The 16,311-nt window shown below is 69.4% G+C and carries 13 protein-coding genes; 10 read left to right on the top strand and 3 right to left on the bottom strand.

What is annotated here, in order from left to right; translation table 11 throughout:
* Positions 1-27: 27 nt before the first annotated feature.
* The 6 genes from EST92_RS17575 (at position 28) to EST92_RS17550 (ending at position 9,231) form a co-directional block, all read left to right on the top strand.
* Positions 28-1,218 carry an acyl-CoA dehydrogenase family protein gene (locus EST92_RS17575; protein ID WP_129281856.1) on the top strand — a complete coding sequence of 397 codons (1,191 nt, stop codon included), beginning with the start codon at positions 28-30 and terminating at the stop codon, positions 1,216-1,218.
* Between the two features lie 20 nt (positions 1,219-1,238).
* Positions 1,239-2,309 carry a Zn-dependent alcohol dehydrogenase gene (locus EST92_RS17570; RefSeq protein WP_129281855.1) on the top strand — a complete coding sequence of 357 codons (1,071 nt, stop codon included), beginning with the start codon at positions 1,239-1,241 and terminating at the stop codon, positions 2,307-2,309.
* A 330-nt stretch (positions 2,310-2,639) separates the two neighbouring features.
* Positions 2,640-2,960, top strand: a complete 321-nt coding sequence (locus EST92_RS17565; protein ID WP_129281854.1) for a hypothetical protein — start codon at positions 2,640-2,642, stop codon at positions 2,958-2,960.
* A 224-nt stretch (positions 2,961-3,184) separates the two neighbouring features.
* Positions 3,185-4,690 carry a hypothetical protein gene (locus EST92_RS17560; RefSeq protein ID WP_129281853.1) on the top strand — a complete coding sequence of 502 codons (1,506 nt, stop codon included), beginning with the start codon at positions 3,185-3,187 and terminating at the stop codon, positions 4,688-4,690.
* 69 nt (positions 4,691-4,759) lie between these two features.
* Positions 4,760-6,418 carry a hypothetical protein gene (locus EST92_RS17555; RefSeq protein WP_129281852.1) on the top strand — a complete coding sequence of 553 codons (1,659 nt, stop codon included), beginning with the start codon at positions 4,760-4,762 and terminating at the stop codon, positions 6,416-6,418.
* On the top strand, positions 6,415-9,231 hold the full coding sequence (locus tag EST92_RS17550; protein WP_129281851.1) for a hypothetical protein: 2,817 nt from the start codon (positions 6,415-6,417) through the stop codon (positions 9,229-9,231). Before EST92_RS17555 ends, EST92_RS17550 begins: the two co-directional genes overlap by 4 nt.
* A 37-nt stretch (positions 9,232-9,268) precedes the next feature.
* Here the strand turns inward: EST92_RS17550 and EST92_RS17545 are convergent, their stop codons facing one another.
* Entirely contained in the window at positions 9,269-9,883 is a 615-nt protein-coding gene (locus tag EST92_RS17545; RefSeq protein ID WP_129281850.1) for a flavin reductase family protein, read from the bottom strand.
* A gap of 247 nt (positions 9,884-10,130) precedes the next feature.
* Between EST92_RS17545 and EST92_RS17540 the strand changes: the two genes are divergently transcribed.
* Together EST92_RS17540 and EST92_RS17535 are read left to right on the top strand one after the other, a co-directional pair.
* On the top strand, positions 10,131-10,703 hold the full coding sequence (locus tag EST92_RS17540) for an RNA polymerase sigma factor (RefSeq protein ID WP_129281849.1): 573 nt from the start codon (positions 10,131-10,133) through the stop codon (positions 10,701-10,703).
* 8 nt (positions 10,704-10,711) lie between these two features.
* The gene (locus EST92_RS17535; protein ID WP_254068885.1) at positions 10,712-11,356 is read left to right on the top strand and encodes a hypothetical protein; all 645 of its coding nucleotides are present in this window, start codon (positions 10,712-10,714) and stop codon (positions 11,354-11,356) included.
* 11 nt (positions 11,357-11,367) lie between these two features.
* Here EST92_RS17535 and EST92_RS17530 read toward each other — a convergent pair whose 3' ends face one another.
* Together EST92_RS17530 and EST92_RS17525 are read right to left on the bottom strand one after the other, a co-directional pair.
* Complete coding sequence (locus tag EST92_RS17530; RefSeq protein WP_254068884.1) at positions 11,368-12,264, bottom strand: enoyl-CoA hydratase-related protein; 897 nt, start codon at positions 12,262-12,264, stop codon at positions 11,368-11,370.
* Positions 12,265-12,436: 172 nt separating this feature from the next.
* Positions 12,437-14,692, bottom strand: a complete 2,256-nt coding sequence (locus tag EST92_RS17525; protein ID WP_129281847.1) for an acetate--CoA ligase family protein — start codon at positions 14,690-14,692, stop codon at positions 12,437-12,439.
* A 511-nt stretch (positions 14,693-15,203) separates the two neighbouring features.
* Between EST92_RS17525 and EST92_RS17515 the strand changes: the two genes are divergently transcribed.
* Positions 15,204-15,632, top strand: coding sequence for an OB-fold domain-containing protein (locus tag EST92_RS17515; protein ID WP_254068883.1), 429 nt, complete (start codon positions 15,204-15,206; stop codon positions 15,630-15,632).
* Positions 15,633-15,693: 61 nt separating this feature from the next.
* Positions 15,694-16,182 carry a GNAT family N-acetyltransferase gene (locus tag EST92_RS17510; RefSeq protein WP_129281846.1) on the top strand — a complete coding sequence of 163 codons (489 nt, stop codon included), beginning with the start codon at positions 15,694-15,696 and terminating at the stop codon, positions 16,180-16,182.
* Positions 16,183-16,311 lie beyond the last annotated feature (129 nt).

Here is a 16,311-nt window from a genome sequence, read left to right as displayed (position 1 = left end):
GTCGGTGGGGGGGCAGGGGAGGTCGACGTGGACTTCGGTTTCGGGCGTGCGGACGACCGGTTCCGGGCGGAGGCCCGTGACTGGCTCGGGTGTCATCTCGTGGGGCCGTACGCCGAGTGGGCGGGGCGCGGCGGCCCCGGCAGCGAGCACGAAGGGGCACCGGTGCGCCGGGCCTGGGAGCGGGAGCTGGGGGCCGGCGGCTGGATCGGGCTCGGGTGGGACTGCCCGGCGGGCCGTTACGGGAACCGGCCGGTGAGCCTGACCCGACAGGTCGTCTGGGCCGAGGAGTACGCGCGGGCCAGGGCGCCGGGGCGGGTCGGACACATCGGGGAGAACCTGCTGGCGCCGACCCTGCTCGCCTACGGGGACGAGGCCCAGCGGCGGCGGTTCCTGCCGGCCATCGCCCGGGGCGAGGAGCTGTGGTGCCAGGGCTACAGCGAGCCGGACGCGGGGTCGGACCTGGCGGGGCTGCGGACGGTCGCGGTCCGCGACGGCGCCGGGTACCGCGTCACCGGGCAGAAGATCTGGACCTCGCTGGCCAGGGAGGCCGACTGGTGCTTCGTACTGGCGCGGACGGATCCGGCCGAGCGGCGGCACCGGGGGCTCTCGTTCCTGCTGGTGCCGATGGACCAGCCGGGGCGGATCGAGGTGCGGCCGATCCGGCAGATGTCCGGGACGGCGGAGTTCAACGAGGTGTTCTTCGACGGCGCGGTGGCCGGGCACGTGGTCGGCGGCGAGGGGGCCGGCTGGCGGGTCGCGATGGGGCTGCTGGCGTGTGAGCGGGGGGTTTCCACGCTGGTGCAGCAGATCGGGTTCGCCGCGGAGCTCTCGGCGGTGATCGCCGCCGCGGTCCGCGGCGGGACCCTGCGCGATCCGGTGCTGCGTGACCAACTCCTCACCCAATGGGCCGAGTTGCGGGTCATGCGGTGGAACGCGCTGCGGACCCTGGGCGCGGCCGGGGACGCCGGTGCGCCGAGCGTGGCGAAGCTGCTGTGGGGCGGCTGGCATCAGCGGCTGGGGGAGCTGGCGATGCGGGTGCGGGGCGCCGCGGCCGCGCTGGGGCCCGTCGACTGGAGCGCGCAGGCGCCGTACGAACTGGACGCGTTCCAGCGGCTGTTCCTGTTCACCCGGGCCGACACCCTCTACGGCGGCTCGGACGAGATCCAGCGCAACATCATCGCCGAGCGCGTGCTCGGCCTGCCCAGAGCGGAGCGGTGAATGACCAGAGTGGAGCGGCGATGAAGGGCGTCATTTTCGACGGCGAGCGGCCGCGGGTCGTGGACGATCTGGAGGTACGGGCTCCGGGGCCGGGCGAGGTGCTGGTCGGGGTCCGGGCCGCGGGGCTGTGCCACAGCGATCTGTCGGTGATCGACGGGACCATTCCGTTCCCGGTGCCGGTGGTGCTGGGGCACGAGGGGGCGGGGGTGGTGGAGGCCGTGGGCGCGGGCGTCGGCCATGTGGTGCCCGGCGACCATGTCGCGCTGTCGACGCTGGCCAACTGCGGGGCGTGTGCGGAGTGCGACCGGGGGCGGCCGACGATGTGCCGCAAGGCGATCGGGATGCCCGGCAAGCCGTTCCGGCGCGGGGACACCGAGCTGTTCAACTTCGCGTCGAACTCGGCGTTCGCGGAGCGTACGGTCGTCAAGGCGGTGCAGGCCGTCAAGATCCCCCAGGACATTCCGCCGGCGGCGGCCGCGCTGATCGGGTGCGGGGTGCTGACCGGGGTCGGGGCGGTGCTCAACCGGGCGAAGGTGGACCGCGGCGACTCGGTCGTGGTGATCGGGTCCGGCGGCATCGGCCTCAATGTGCTCCAGGGAGCGCGGATCGCCGGGGCGTCGACGATCGTGGCGGTGGACGCCAACCCCGCCAAGGAGCCGGTGGCGCGGCAGTTCGGGGCGACGCACTTCATCGACGCGTCGGCGGTGGCGGACAGCGTCAAGGCGGTGAAGGCGATCCTGCCGACCGGCACCGACCATGCCTTCGAGTGCGTGGGCAGCACCCGGCTGATCCGGCAGGCCGTCGATCTGCTGGACCGGCACGGCCAGGCGGTGCTGCTCGGGGTGCCGCCGGCCACCGCCGAGGCCTCGTTCCTGGTGTCGTCGATGTACCTGGACAAGTCGATCCTGGGCTGCCGCTACGGGTCGTCGCGACCGCAGCGGGACATCGCGCTGTACGCCCGGCTGTACCGCGAAGGGCGGCTCCTGCTGGACGAGTTGGTGACCCGGACGTACCCGGTGGAGGACTTCGCCAAGGCGGCCGACGACGCGCACCACGGGCGGGTGGCGCGGGGGGTGTTGATGTTCGGGTAGGTGCTGCGGCACCGGCCCGATCCTGCCCGGCCTTCCGGCCACGCGTTCCGTACAGGGGTGCCGTCCGGTGCTCCGCTCACCGCACCACCGGATGCGGCCGACCGATGCTCCGGCAGCCGGTCCACGTCATCGGCGCCCGAGTTGCAGCGCCTGCCTCGCACTCGCAACCTGGGATGGCGGACAGCTGCGCGACCTGGTCGGCGACATCAGCTTGTCGTCGCTGCCGCGTCTGTAACGGCCAAGGCGAGCAAGGCCGATCCCGTCGAGACCGAGCCGGTACCGGGCCGAGCCGTCCGCTGATGTCTCCTAGCAGACGGAGGTTTGCCTGTCATGGGAACGCAAGCCGAGACGACCATACGTCCCGTCCTCCCGCCGATCATCGTGGACCGGAACGACAAGACCGCGACGGGCGGAGTCGGCGCGCACTTCTACTTCGCGCACCTGGAAGACCCCGCGAAAGCGAAGATCAGCACCAATCACCCGGACGTGCTGCAAGTCATCCCGGGGCACACGGAACCAGGCGACGGGGTATTCACCTGCGGCGCCAATGCCCTGCAACCCGGCCGTGCGCACGTCAAGATCGTTCCTTCCCCTGAAGACCCGAACCAGCAGCCCGTAGACGTGATGATCACCATAGCCAAGCGGGGCTGACGACTTCGCGCCTGGTGGGCGGGGGTTGGGGAGCGAGATCGTGGTTCTCGCTCTGCCTGGTGGACCGGCAGGTTCAGCGATCACTGCTCCCGGCAGACAAGCCGGCATCGAGGTGACCGCTGAACTGACCGCCGACTCCGGACCGTTCCCCCGCCGCGGGGAGCCGGCTCCCCATACCGGCGCGTGAGACCGCTATGTCACCCCTTGGCGGAAAGCTGCCAACGATGACTCAGAAGACGCTGACGGAGCTTGTCTCCGCGATGAACGGCCAGCCGACGGCGAACGAGTGGGACATCGTCGTTTCCTACTCCGAGGGGCAGCTCAACGACTTCCTGAAGAAGAGATACGAACAAGGAGAGCTCGTCGAGTTGGTTTCGATATCGACCACGGGAACCAATCCGATCACCGGTGACGACTTCCGGATCGACTACACGGTCAACTTCCAGACACCCACGATGAACTTCATTCTCGGCCGGGCCGATGTCGTCCGTCTGACGATGCCCATCGGCGCCGGGTCCCGCTACGCCGTGACGCCGGCGGGGGCGGAAAAACCGTCGCGGAGCGCGGAGATTCCGGACGGATACTCGGTGGTGGCGATAGTGCCACTGGCGGCGCTCTCCGGCGACGCCGGTGACGTGGTCGACCAGGGGAATGTCGTCAGGTTTGAGCATGGCGGACCTTCGACGCGCCATGTCGTGCTGCACTTCCGCAATGACAGCAAGGGAACAGTCTTCCAAGTTCAGCCGCCCCCAGGACAAGGCCCTCCCGGCGACATTCTGACGACCTATTTCCTGCCGAAGCTGAGCGAGTACTTCCAGAACGAGGTCGCCGAGGTGGCCTACGTACTCGCGGGGGTCGACAACAGTCAGCCAAGTAAGGACGCGAAGCTGTTCACACCGAAGTCCTTCGCTTTCGCCTCGACCGGCGAGGAGGGGGCCGGGTGTTTGAGCCTTTTCATCCAGACCGCGGAGAGCGGTAATCCCGCGGGAAACGCCGCCCCGTCCTTCCAGCCGGGCGGCCGGCAGATGTCGCCCGTGCCCACCGGTTACACCGCGAGCATCATCCTGTCGCATGACCTGGTGACCAACGCGTTCTTCAAGCCCAAGTTTGAGGCTGAAGGATTCACCGTGGAAGTCGAAAGCTGCGCACGGGGTGCGCTCCTCTCGCTCTCGAAGGATGTTTCGGTGATCCGTGAAGGGGAGGACGAACAATGGATCTTCGGCGGTCACTGCTACACCGGACTGCGGCTCAGCATGAAGGATTTCCCGCTGAAACTAGAGCTTTCCGACGGGAAGGCCACGGCGAAATGGACGGGCAGGGCGGAGTCCTCCTGGTCCGAATGGACGGCTGGGGAAGGGCAGACGGGACATTATGGGGGCGTGGACGTCACCATCGACCTGAGTAAGGCGGCAGAGGCCTTCAGTGTGACAAACCGGGGTATTGACTTCCCGGAATTCAAGTTCACACGCGATGACTTCGTGGTGGGGATCAATAAACACTCTTGCAGCTTCTTGGAAAGGCTCGGCGGGTGCTTGGAGACTCCGCCACCCTTCTATTCCGGGCAGATGACCCTACAGATTCCCGGAATCAATTTCTCACAGCGCGGGTTGGATTACTTCCTTGAGACCAACCTGCTGGAGCCGGGCCGGCAGATGATCGAAGTCGACAGCCATGCCGGACTCGGTACACCCCACGACTTTCTGATCGTCGGCAAGATCGTGGCGGCATGATCAACCCTTCCCGATGTTCCGCATACCAAGAGCCGACGCTGCACACAGCAGTCTCGTGAGGAGGAAAGGATGCCGAAAGTCACGAATTCCGCGATCTACCGGGCCACCTTCCAGGCGGCCAGCGAAATACTCCGGCAGCAAAGCGACGATGTGGTGGGGCGAATCAGAAGCATGGCACCCAACCAGGCGCTCTACCGGTACGTCAGCTATCGGGACTTCGCCGGTCAGCAGGAGGCGGGCGGACGCACGGTCTGGACGCCGCTCAGCCAGGACCTTGACAACCGATGGACGGGATCGGGCCCGGACGGCGGTGGGCAGCAGGGGCTGTATTTCTCCCAGGAAGGTGAAGGGCCGGGGCCCACCGCCTTCCCAGAGCTCCAGTACTACCAGGATATGGACCGTCCTGTGCCGGCACAGGAGGAGGTCGCCTACTACGAGTACCGGCCCAGCCCGCCCGGCCAGCCCCCCCTTGCTCCGGAATGGACCAAGGCGCCCGCCTCCTCACTGCGCACGATGTTCCTGTACACCTGCACGCCCCCGCTCGGCACCCCTTACCCTGGCCTCGACCTCACGTACCAAGGTCCGCAGGACCCGCTGATGGAAGCCATCCTCAGCCGGGCCCGAAAGATTGCTCCGGAGGCTTTCACCGACGCCGACACGGTGCAGTCGCTTTACATGGCGTCGGAAGACGCCAGCTTCACACGTGCCATCGGCAATGCGGCACTTGAGGTCGGCTTCCGGTTCTTCCAGACCACGTCCGTGCGAGACCGGCAGTCGGTCAACGTGGTGATCCGCGCCAGGACCAGAGAGCCGGTCACCACACTGAGTCCGCAGGGCCGCGCCACCTTTTTCGTCCGCCCCGACGACCAGCGGCGGCAAGCGGTCGTGACGATCGATGACATGTTGTACAACGACACGTTCGACACCAGTACCGCCATCGTTCCGGCCCGCGACTGGCGAGCTCAGCTGGCCCAGGCGGAGGAGCGGGTGGCCCACCTGGCACAGGAGATCGACTGGTTGTACACCGCGCGTGCCGTCGACGCGGAGATCGGCACCGAAACACGCAAGTACCTGCACGATCACTCGGACATCCTCGATGCACCCGTGCACTCCGCCGTGGGCGAGGTCACTGCGGCAACGGTTGACGGCCGGGTGGTGGAAGTCCTGACCAATTGCGTGTTCGCAGCTGCCGCGGCACGGCCTGACTACGTTGTTCTTCGCCAAAACCTCGCGGCCGAGGGTGTTCGCTCGTTGCTCATCCGCTCTCTCGTGGCGCCCAAAGTGCATCAGCTCGCTGAGCGGGGCTACCGCCAATCCGTCGTGGCAGAAGTATTGCTGAAAGAACGGCAGCACCATTTCGAGGAGACGGCGCTCCAGCTCCAGCGTGCGGCTGCCGCCGCGCGGCAGATGAGCGGTGGGACAGCGGCCGAACGCAACGCCAGGGAAGCCGAGCTGACGAAGGTCCGGGACCAGCAGGGAAGGTTGAAGCCCGACGATCCGGCGTTCAAGAAGGAGAGTGAACGCCTTCGCCAGGATGCTGAACACCTGGAGGCCGATATCAAAAGGCTCGCGGATGCGCTGGAGGCGCAAGAGCGCGAAGCAGAGCGGATAGAACAGGAGAGGCAGGCTGCCGAGGTCGAGCGCGAGGCCAGCAGGGCGGGGGAGCAGGAAGCCGAGCGCCGGCACCGCGAAGCCAGCGAGGGCATCTTCCGGCGGGAGAGGGTATGACCGACTCCCACGCCTCGCTTCTCACGAGCTCCCTGGAGTGCTTCCAAGCCGTCACGGTCGAGGGCACACGGCTCATCCTGAGCGTCGACGACGCGCTGAGCCTGGGCAAGGGCTCGGAGATCGGTGACACCTATGCCGGCACCACGGTCTGTCTCTTCGCCGAGTCGCTGCTCCTCAACGGCACCTTCGCCTGCGAAAGCGCCATCATCTCGGTGAACACGCTCGCCCCCGTGAACCACGCGGGCCTGTCCACCTCCGGTGGCCGGGACGTGGACGTGCCCGGTGTCAACAACGATCAGAACATGCCCGGCAAGCGGGGCGTCGACGGGCGGCCGGGACAGCAGCTCGCGGTGTACCTGGAGGACACCCCGGACGGAATGCCGGCTGTCGCACTCGCTGCGGCGGGCGGAGACGGCGGGCCCGGCCAGCGGAGCCTGAAGACACGGGGCGGAGACGGCGGAGACGGCGCAGCCGGCGGGAGCGTGATCCTGCTGGCCGGACTGGTTCCGCTCAAACTGGCCGGACGACTCCGCGGTGTCGTCCGGCTGCCCACCCTGGAACAGCAGAAGCAGGCGATCGGCAACCTGCTGGCGATGTCGTGGCCGGACCTCACGGGCCTGCCCGGCTGGAACGAGGCCCTCGCCGGTCTGAAGGCGGCCACCGCCGCGACCACGCGCGATGACGTGGTGCGGCTGCTGACAACGGCGGGCGTACATCTGGAGGGCGCGACGACCGCCTGCCGCGCTGCCGCCACCGCGGCCATCGACGTATCGGGCGGTGCCTACGGCACGTACGGTCCCGGCGCGCCGCCGGGTCACGACGGCAAGAAGGGCCCGCAAGGATCGAAGGCCGTCGTCGTGTTCGGCAGCCCGGAGGAGCTCGCGGGAAGCGACTTCCCGTCCTTCTTCCTCGTACACCCCAGCCAGTGCGCCCGCTTGCTGGAAGCCATCCGGCTGCGCTACCTGGTACTGGACCCCGTCAATGACCCGCAGGCGGTCACCGACCTTTCCGGTCTGCTGTCGCGCCTGCACGACCGTACCGAGCTGTTCGCCGGGCTCCGGGACGGCAGCCCGTTGGCGCGCTACTACGCAGAGCGCGAAAGGCGGTTCGGAACCGTTGACGCGGTCGCGCAACTCCGCCACATCCATGTCCAGTGCACGGCCCTCCTGGCCCAGCTGCACAGTGGGCAGGACAGTTACGGATACGAGCCGCATACGGTGCCGCTCGGCTCTTTCCAGTTCTACAAGGACACGCTCGACAGGATGATCGGAAACTTCGACGACATCGAGCGGAACTACCACGCCTACTTCGAAAAGCTGGTCCGGAACGCGGCCTCGATGGACCAGATACGGAATGCGCGAGAGCAGAACACGGCCACCGTCGCGGAGGCGAGAGAGCGGCTCAGGCTTGTCCAGGCCACGATTCCGGGAATGGCCTTCATTATCGCCGGATACGAGTCGGTACTTCCGGATCTCAGGGCGAGGCTTGATGTCAAGATCGCGGAGTTCACGGACCGGCTGCATGCGAAATTCGATTTCGAATTCGATCATCTGGTGTCGGCGCTCACCACGCTGGCCTTCGCGCCCGAATCCAAGTTCATGATGCTGATGCAGGCCGGCGGGTTCTTGTACCAGGGCACAAGTACCCTCGCCGACGAATCCGGCGTGGAGGTGAAGAGGGATTATCTCATCCGCGAGGCCAAGACGGTGGGTGGAGACATTGACGCACTGCTTGAGGGCTACCGGTCTCTGGACAACGGAACATACCAGCCGGAAGATCCTGGTGCCGGCAAGTTGATAGCCGAAGAGACCCAGTTTCGCAACACCTTCCAGCGGTTCAAGAATTCCATGGGGAATGAGCTGCGTGAGGTTGAGGAGGCACTTACCGCCTACATAGAGAAGATCCAGGAGCGGAACAACCAGATCCTGCGCTACAACGCCGCGATCATTCTGGCCGCCCGTGACGCCAGCACGATCAAGGCCACCGAAGAGCGGAGCGCCGCACTCGACGAACGGGCCCTCGCCACGATGGACCCAGGCCTCCCCGATCTTGTCAGCTTTGTGTCGCGCCTCTATTACGCGAGCCGCGACCACATCATGCGCACGCTCAACCTGACCGCCCGCGCCTACCGGTTCTGGGCTCTGTCGGACCGGAACCTCATAGCCGAGGCATACGGCGACAAGGGTGTCAGTGACATCGGCCATGCAGCCCTGGTCCACGCGAGCAACACCATCCTGAACGCCTACGGCCAGGCCGTTGAGAAATTCGGCACCGGCAGCACTCCGTTCCCGGCGAAACCGAGAGACCAAGGTCTGCTCCTGGAGATCCCGGACTACCAGGTGGAAATGTTCCGAGAGTGCCGCAACATCACGGTCTCCCCTGTTCTCGCGCGGGCCGAAACGGATCTTGAGGAAAGCCTTTTCGCGCGGATGTCGAATGTGCGAGTCAGCCGGGTAAGGGCGTGGATCAAGGGTGCCAGAACTCGCAGTAACCAGCTTCGAGTTCGTATCACCCACACCGGTCCCGAGACTATTGTGGGAACCAATGGGAGTGAATTTGAATTCGATCACGAGCCTGTTGTGAAGAATTTCATGTACGATCTGGCCAGCGGTCGCATATTCCAGGATGCCGATTTCGGAATCGAGCCGATCCGGGATCCGGGCAGCCAGACGTATGCGCCCGTCGGCCCCTTCGCCACATGGCAGATCGAGGTGGAGCCGTCGGCCAACCCGGGAGTTGACCTTTCCGGTGTCACGGGCGTGACGCTGGAGTTCCACGGCAGTAGCTACGCCTTTCACGTGGGAAAGGAGTAGGGCAAACTTCTGGCGGGTCGGTGTCCCGGCGACGCGCTCAGGGCGCGAGGCGTCCGAAGGTGCCCCGGTGGAAGAGGAGCGGACCGGAGGCGGCGGCGTGCGGGTCCGTGCCGAGGGCGTCGATCCGGCCGACAACGATCAGGTGGTCGCCGCCGGTGTGCACGGCATGGATCGTGCAGTCGATCCAGGCAGGGACGTCCGCGAGGCGTGGCGCACCGGTCGCGGGCGCCGACCGGTACCGCACCCCCGCGAACTTGTCGCCACCACTGACCGCGAACCCGCGGCAGAGCGCGCCCTGTCCGGCCCCGAGGATGTTGACGCAGAACACGCCGGCGCGGGCGATCCGGGGCCAGGTGGTCGACGTACGCCCCACCATGAACGCCACCAGCGGCGGGTCGAGGGACAGCGAGGCGAAGGACTGGCAGGCGAACCCGGCCGGCTCCGGCTCTCCGGGGGCCGTGATGACCGTGACGCCGCTGGCGAAGTGCCCCAATACGGCGCGGAATTCGGCCGGATCCAGCGGGGCGCGCTCGTCGTCGCGCACGGCGCGCAGCGCGGGCCGCGGCGGTGCGGAGGCGGCGGAGGTGGCTGGTGCGGCGGCCGTGGTGGGCGCGCCGACGGAGCGCAGGTACCGCACGGCCGTGGCTGCCATTCCCGCATGTCCCATCATGCCTTTCAGTGAACCTGATGCAGCGTCAGATGTGAAGGTGTGGGGCGCCGGCGGCCACCCGCGGTCGCCCGGTGGCGGCCACCCGCACGTGTGGTTTACCGGCGCATCGGATCCGATCCCGGTGGATTCGCGCGAGATTGGTCGGCGGATTCCTGATTGCGTGTCGTCCGCACGGGTAGCGTCCAGCACGGCCGCGTCCGTAGCCGAACACGGGGGAGAGTTCCGGTACATGGCCGATGCGAGACCGACGTCAGCTTCGTCCGCCGCGTCACCCACCTTCGACGAGGTCTTCTGTGGGCTGCTGCCCCGCCTCTACCGGAGGGCGGTGATGCTGGCCGGGTCCAGGCAGTCCGCGGAGGACGTGGTGCACGAGGCGTACCTCAAACTCGCCCGCCGCCCCCAGCGCTTCCTCGCCCATCCGGAGCCGTACGCCTACGCCTTCACCGCCGTGCTCAACGTCGCCCGCGACGCGTACCGCAAGGACCGGCGACAGGTGCTGGTCGACGGCATGGAGGAGGTCGAGGAGGCCGGTGCGGGCGGGGCTGCGGACCCGGGGGCCGGCGGCTGGGACGGCGGGGTGGAGCGCCGGCAGGCCGAGATCGAGGCGGTGCGCCTGCTGGGGAAGCTGTCGCACCGGCAGGCCGGCATCGTCATCCTCGTCGACCTCGACGGCTACACCCTCGACCAGGCCGCGAAGATCATGAAGGTGCATCGGGGCACCGCCGCCCGCCATCGCGCCCGTGCGCTGGACAGGCTGCGCGCCTACCTCGTTGAATCGGAGCACGGGCAGGCCGGGAGGTGAGCGGCGCGGTGGGTGTGGGGTCACGCTACGACGGCGGCGCGGGCGGCGGCAGAGGGGACGCCGGCGGCGGTCGGGGGGACGGCGCCGGGGACGATCCCGAGGCGCTGCTGCGCGCACGGCTGCGGCGCGCGGACGAAGAGATCGAGACACCGCCCGGACTGTGGGACCGCATCAGGGAATCGGGCTCCGGGCCGGCGCCCGCCGTGGTGGCGCTGCCCCGGAGGCGGCCGTATGCGGTCGCGCTCACGGTGGCGGCCGCGGTGGCCGCGGTGCTGCTGGGGGTGTGGTGGCTGATGCGTCCCGGGCCCGTGTCCGTGCGGCCGGCCGGGCCGCCCCCGACGGTGAAGATCACGGTCTACAACAGCGAACGGGCGTGCCGCGCGGGCCGCTCCCTGGAGTGCGCGCTGCGGCTGGCCAAGGACCCGCGCACCGCGTACGCCGCCCGCGGCAACTCCGCCGGCCGGGTCTGGCACGGCGATGACCTGGCCGCGCGCTGTGTGGTGACGGACGGCCGGATGGTGCGCGACGAGGAGGGCGTCACCTCCACCCGCTGGTATCTGGTCACCAGCGGGCAGGGCGTACGGGGATGGCTGCCGGGGGTGCGGACCCGCAACACCCGTGAGGTGCCGGAGTGCCCGGATGGGGTGGGGTAGGGCGTCTCTGGTCAGCGTCCCCGGTATGCCGGGTTGCGGCGCGCCACGAAGGAGGCGACCCCCTCCTGTGCGTCGGCCGTCGTCATGTTGATCTCCTGGGCGGTGGCTTCGGCGGTGAGAGCCGTGCTCCGGTCGCTGTCGAGAGAGGCGTTGACCAGCTGTTTTGTCAGGGCCAGTGCCCGGGTCGGGCCGGCCGCCAGCCGCTCGGCCCACTGCCGTGCCACGGTCCTCAGCTCGAAGTCCGGGACGACCCGGTTGACCAGCCCCAGCCGTTCCGCCTCCGCGGCCGGTACGGCGTCCCCGAAGAACAGCAGTTCCTTGGCGCGCTGCGGGCCGATCAGCCGCGGCAGGAGGTAGGCGCCGGCGCCGTCCGGGACCAGGCCGCGGCGGACGAACACCTCGATGAAACGGGCCGATTCGGCGGCCAGTACCAGATCGCAGGCGAGCGCGAGATGGGCACCGATCCCGGCCGCGGTGCCGTTGACGGCGGCGATCACCGGCTTCTCACAGTCCAGCACCGCCGTGATGAGCCGCTGCGCGCCGTGCCGGATCAGCCGGGCGACATCGCCGGCGACCCGCTCCTCGGCGGACGGTGCGCCGCGCAGATCGGCGCCGGCGCAGAAGCCCTTGCCGGTGGCGGTGAGGACGACGGCGCGTACGTCGGGGTCGGCGGAGGCGTCGGAGAGCCGGCCGATGAGGTGTTCGCGCTGGTCCGGGGTGAGGGCGTTCAGCACCTCCGGCCGGTTGAGAGTGAGCCAGCAGACGCCGTTGTCAGTGGCGTGGAGTATCAAGGAGTCGACGGGGCCCGTGCGTTCGGCGGAGCCGGCGCGAGCGGCGCGGCCGTCGGGCCCGGCGGGCTCGCCGGGCGCTTCGGGGGGAACGGAAGAGGGGGACGGTGAGCGGGACATGGGGGAGCGGCTCCAAAGGGGACGGCCGGGGTGCCTGCGCCGGGCCGCGGCCGGGTGGTCGCAGTGGTGGGCGCGGGCGTGGCGGCGGGCGCCGGGTCCGGCGAATCGGCGGTGGCCGGCGGCGGGGCGGCGGTGGCCCGTCTGGTGGCGGCGGGCGTACGCGCCGGTGCGGTCAGGGGCAGACGGCGAGTGCGTCGAGGGCCACGGCGCCCTGGCCGCGCTCCAGGACCACCAGCGGATTGATGTCCAGCTCGGCCAGTTCGCCGTCGAGTTCGAGGGCCATCCGCTGCACCCTCAGCACCACCTCGACCAGCGCATCGACGTCCGCGGGCGGTGCGCCGCGCACGCCGTCCAGGAGGGCGCGGCCGCGGAGTTCGCCGAGCATCGCGCGCGCCTGGTCCTCGCCGAAGGGTGGTACGCCGACCGCGACATCCCGCAGGACCTCCACCAGGACCCCGCCCAGGCCCACGGTCACGGTCGGCCCGAAGAGGCTGTCCCGGGTGACCCCGACGACCATCTCGACGCCCCGCTCGATCATCTGGCAGACCAGCACGCCGTCCAGCGGGGCGTCCTCGTAACGGGCGATGTCGGTGAGCTCGCGGTAGGCGTCCCGGATCTGGCTTGCCGAGGTCAGACCGACCTTCACCAGGCCGAGTTCGGTCTTGTGCGCCAGCTGCGGCCCGGAGGCCTTCATCACGACGGGGTAGCCGACCAGGCTCGCCGCCCGTACGGCCGCCGCCGCGCTGGTCACCAGCTGTTCGCGGGGGACCCGGATGCCGTAGGCGCGCAGCAGCTGCTTGGCCGCGTGTTCGCTGAGCTGCTGGCCCGGACGCATCAGGGCCCGCGCCTTGCGTGCGGACGGGGAAAGGGCGCGCGGGGCGTCGTCGAAGGGGGAGCGGTAGCCGGCCGCGAAGCGGTGGTGGTCGAGGTAGGCGCGGACGGCGGTGATGCAGTTCGCGAAGGTGCGGAAGGTCGCCACCCGCGAGGAGCCGAGGAGGGTGCTGCGGTAGGCGTCCTCCGTGCCGACCGGCGAGCCCCACACCACACACACCAGCTTGTCCGTGCGCTCCGCCGCGTCCACCAGATCCTGCGCCAGCTTGTCGCTCATCGGCGGGAAGGGTCCGGTGATCGGGCAGATCAGGACGCCGATGGACGGGTCGGCCAGGAGCGCATCGATGATCTTGGGTCCACGCCAGTCGCCGACCGGGTGCCCGCCGTTGTCGACCGGATTGGCGACGCTGAGATAGTCGGGTATCCACTGGTGCAGTTCGGTCTGCTTCGCGTCGCCGAGGGTGGGCAGCCGCAGCCCCGCCGCGGTCGCCAGATCGGCGAAGTGGGCGCCGGTGCCGCCGGAGATCGAATAGACGGCGACACCCTCGGCGAGGGGCTTCCGGGCGCGGGCCAGCAGCGCCGCGGTGTCCTGCAACTCGTCGAGCCCGTCCACCCTGATCACCCCGAACTGGCGCATCGCGGCGTCCACGACCGCGTCGGCGCCGGTGAGCTTGCCGGTGTGCGAGGCGGCCGTCCGGGCGCCGGTCTCGGTACGGCCGACCTTGACGGCGACGACGGGGACCTTGTTGCGGGCGGCGCGGTCGGCGGCGAGGAGGAAGCTGCGGCCGTCCTTGAGCCCTTCCACATACGCGGCGATGGCGCCGACCTCGGGGCGGGTGGCGAAGTAGGAGAGGAAGTCGGCGGTCTCCAGATCGGCCTCGTTGCCGGTGGGGGCCCAGTGCGAGAGGCGGATGCCCAGTTCCTGAAGGCTGAAGACGGGCCGGCCCTGGTGGCCTGACTGTGTGATGAGGGCGATGGCCGGGCCGTCGAGGTCCGTGCGGAACTTCTCGAAGGCGTTGAGGTTGGTGTTCGGTCCGAGCAGCCGCAGGCCGGAGCGTGTGACGGCCTCGGCCAGCCGGGCCTGTGCAGCCGCGCCGCGCTCGCCGGTCTCGGCGAAGCCGGAGGCGAAGGCCACGGCGAACTTCACCTTGGCCTCGGCGAGTTGCTCGATGACCGGCAGCGGGTCGCCGACGAGCAGGACGGCGAGATCGACGGTTTCCGGCAGATCGGCGACGGTGGCGTGACAGGGCCGCCCGAAGACCTCGGCGCGCCCCGGGTTGACGGGGTGGAGCCGGGCTCCGACCCTCTCCGCCCAGGCGATCAGCTGGCGGGTGATGCCGGTGTTGGGGCGGCCCGCGCTGTCCGAGGCGCCGACCACCGCCACGGACTCGGGCCGGAAGAACCGGTCCAGGTCGGGCACCGGAGCCTCCAGCGGACGCCCGCTGACATCGCGGTCGAGGGCGTCGGCGCCCTGTCCACCGGCGCCGGGGTGCGGTTCACTGGTGCCGTGGACGGTGTGTGGTCGTTGCTCCCCACAGGCCACGACGCGGGCCGGCCGGGAGTGCGTGGTGAGGGTGCCGTGAGTCGATCCAAGCATCGCAGACGCCCGCTCCTCTGAGACGGCTCTGATTACCTGACACGTAGTCAGGTTACTGGAACTGACGCTCCGTCAGGAATATGGATGCACGGTAAACCTTGGGCGGCGGTGGGGTGGGTTGATGCCGGGGGGTGAAGTGAGGGGCTCCCCGACGGCGGCTCCGGCTCCGGGTCCGTCCCCTTGCGGCCCCGCCGCGCATCGGCTGAACTGACGTGCCGTCAGGATCCATTGCCGGGTGCGGAAGGGTGTGCGGAATGCAGACGATCTGGCTCGGTGGGACGTGGTCCCTCGACACTTCGACGGGGGTGTTCCAGTGATGACCGGCTCTAACGGGTCTACTGGTCCCACCGGTCCCACCGGTCCCACCGGTCCCACCGGTCCCGCCGGTCCCACCGGATCCACCGGTCCCACCGGATCCACCGGTCCCACCGGTTCCACCGGAACCGCCAAGGCGGCCAGGGCCCCCAGTGCGGCCGACGCGCGGAACGCGGTGCCGGCCGGCGCGCGGACCGTGGCACGCTTCGACCTGCCGGAGAGCGACGCCTTCACCCGCCCGTACTGGGATGCGGCAGCCGAAGGGCGACTGCTGCTGCGCCGTTGCCGGGCCGAGGGGTGCGGTCTGGCGCACCACTACCCGCGCGAGTTCTGCCCGTACTGCTGGAGCGAGAACGTCGGCTGGGAACCGGCCAGCGGCCGTGCCACCCTCTACACCTGGTCCGTCGTGCACCGCAATGACCTCCCGCCCTTCGGCGAACGGGTCCCGTACACCGCGGCTGTGGTCGATCTCGCCGAAGGCCCGCGGATGATGACCGAGATCGTCGACTGCCCCGAGCCCGCGCTGCGGATCGGGATGCCGCTGGTGGTGCACTTCCGCAGCGCGGGGGCGACGGGCGCCTCGGACGACGGCGGGTTCGCCCTCCCCGTCTTCCGGCCCGCTTGATACGCGGCCGTCCCGGAGAATTCGGGTGGCGGGCCGTCCGGGCCCGCGGCATGCTGAGGCCGTGCAGATCCGTACGGCGACCGCGGCCGACTGGCCCGCCATCTGGCCTTTCCTCCACGCCATCGTGGCGGCCGGGGAGACCTACACCTATCCGCGGGACCTCGATGAGGTGACGGCCCGCGAGATGTGGCTGCTCGCACCGCCCGGCCGCACCGTCGTCGCCGTCGACGACGCCGGCACGGTGCTCGGTACGGCCAAGATGAACCCCAACCACCTGGGCGGCGCCTCGCACATCGCCGGTGCCAGCTTCATGGTCGACCCGCAGTACGAGGGGCGCGGCGTCGGCCGGGCCCTGGGGGAACACGTACTGGACTGGGCCCGCGCCGAGGGCTATCGGGCGATGCAGTTCAACGCCGTCGTGGAGACCAACACCGGTGCCGTCGCGCTCTGGGAATCCCTGGGCTTCCAGATCATGACGACCCTGCCCGAGGGCTTCCGGCACCCCACCAAGGGATATGTGGGGCTGCACATCATGTACCGGCAGCTGTGAGGACGGGCGTGGCGGCCCCGAGTCACCGCTGCCCCGAGGGGCCGGCCCCCTGAGTCACCGGCGGTCCGGGATCACCGGCGGCCCGGGAGCACGGGCGCCCCAAGTCACCGGCGTGCCCGGGGTCCCAAC

Origin of the sequence: Streptomyces sp. TM32, from assembly GCF_004122755.1 — a bacterium.
GTDB classification, from domain to species: Bacteria; Actinomycetota; Actinomycetes; order Streptomycetales; family Streptomycetaceae; genus Streptomyces; species Streptomyces sioyaensis.
Note: the sequence above shows the minus strand (reverse complement) of the source record. Positions and strands in the feature narration are given on the sequence as shown.

What these genes read in the sequence shown, in the direction of transcription:
- EST92_RS17570 (WP_129281855.1), top strand. Translation starts at nt 1,239, where the DNA reads ATGAAGGGCGTCATTTTCGACGGCGAGCGGCCGCGGGTCGTGGACGAT.
- EST92_RS17565 (WP_129281854.1), top strand. Translation starts at nt 2,640, where the DNA reads ATGGGAACGCAAGCCGAGACGACCATACGTCCCGTCCTCCCGCCGATC.
- EST92_RS17560 (WP_129281853.1), top strand. Translation starts at nt 3,185, where the DNA reads ATGACTCAGAAGACGCTGACGGAGCTTGTCTCCGCGATGAACGGCCAG.
- EST92_RS17555 (WP_129281852.1), top strand. Translation starts at nt 4,760, where the DNA reads ATGCCGAAAGTCACGAATTCCGCGATCTACCGGGCCACCTTCCAGGCG.
- EST92_RS17550 (WP_129281851.1), top strand. Translation starts at nt 6,415, where the DNA reads ATGACCGACTCCCACGCCTCGCTTCTCACGAGCTCCCTGGAGTGCTTC.
- EST92_RS17545 (WP_129281850.1), bottom strand. Translation starts at nt 9,883, where the DNA reads ATGGCAGCCACGGCCGTGCGGTACCTGCGCTCCGTCGGCGCGCCCACC.
- EST92_RS17540 (WP_129281849.1), top strand. Translation starts at nt 10,131, where the DNA reads ATGGCCGATGCGAGACCGACGTCAGCTTCGTCCGCCGCGTCACCCACC.
- EST92_RS17530 (WP_254068884.1), bottom strand. Translation starts at nt 12,264, where the DNA reads ATGTCCCGCTCACCGTCCCCCTCTTCCGTTCCCCCCGAAGCGCCCGGC.
- EST92_RS17525 (WP_129281847.1), bottom strand. Translation starts at nt 14,692, where the DNA reads ATGCTTGGATCGACTCACGGCACCCTCACCACGCACTCCCGGCCGGCC.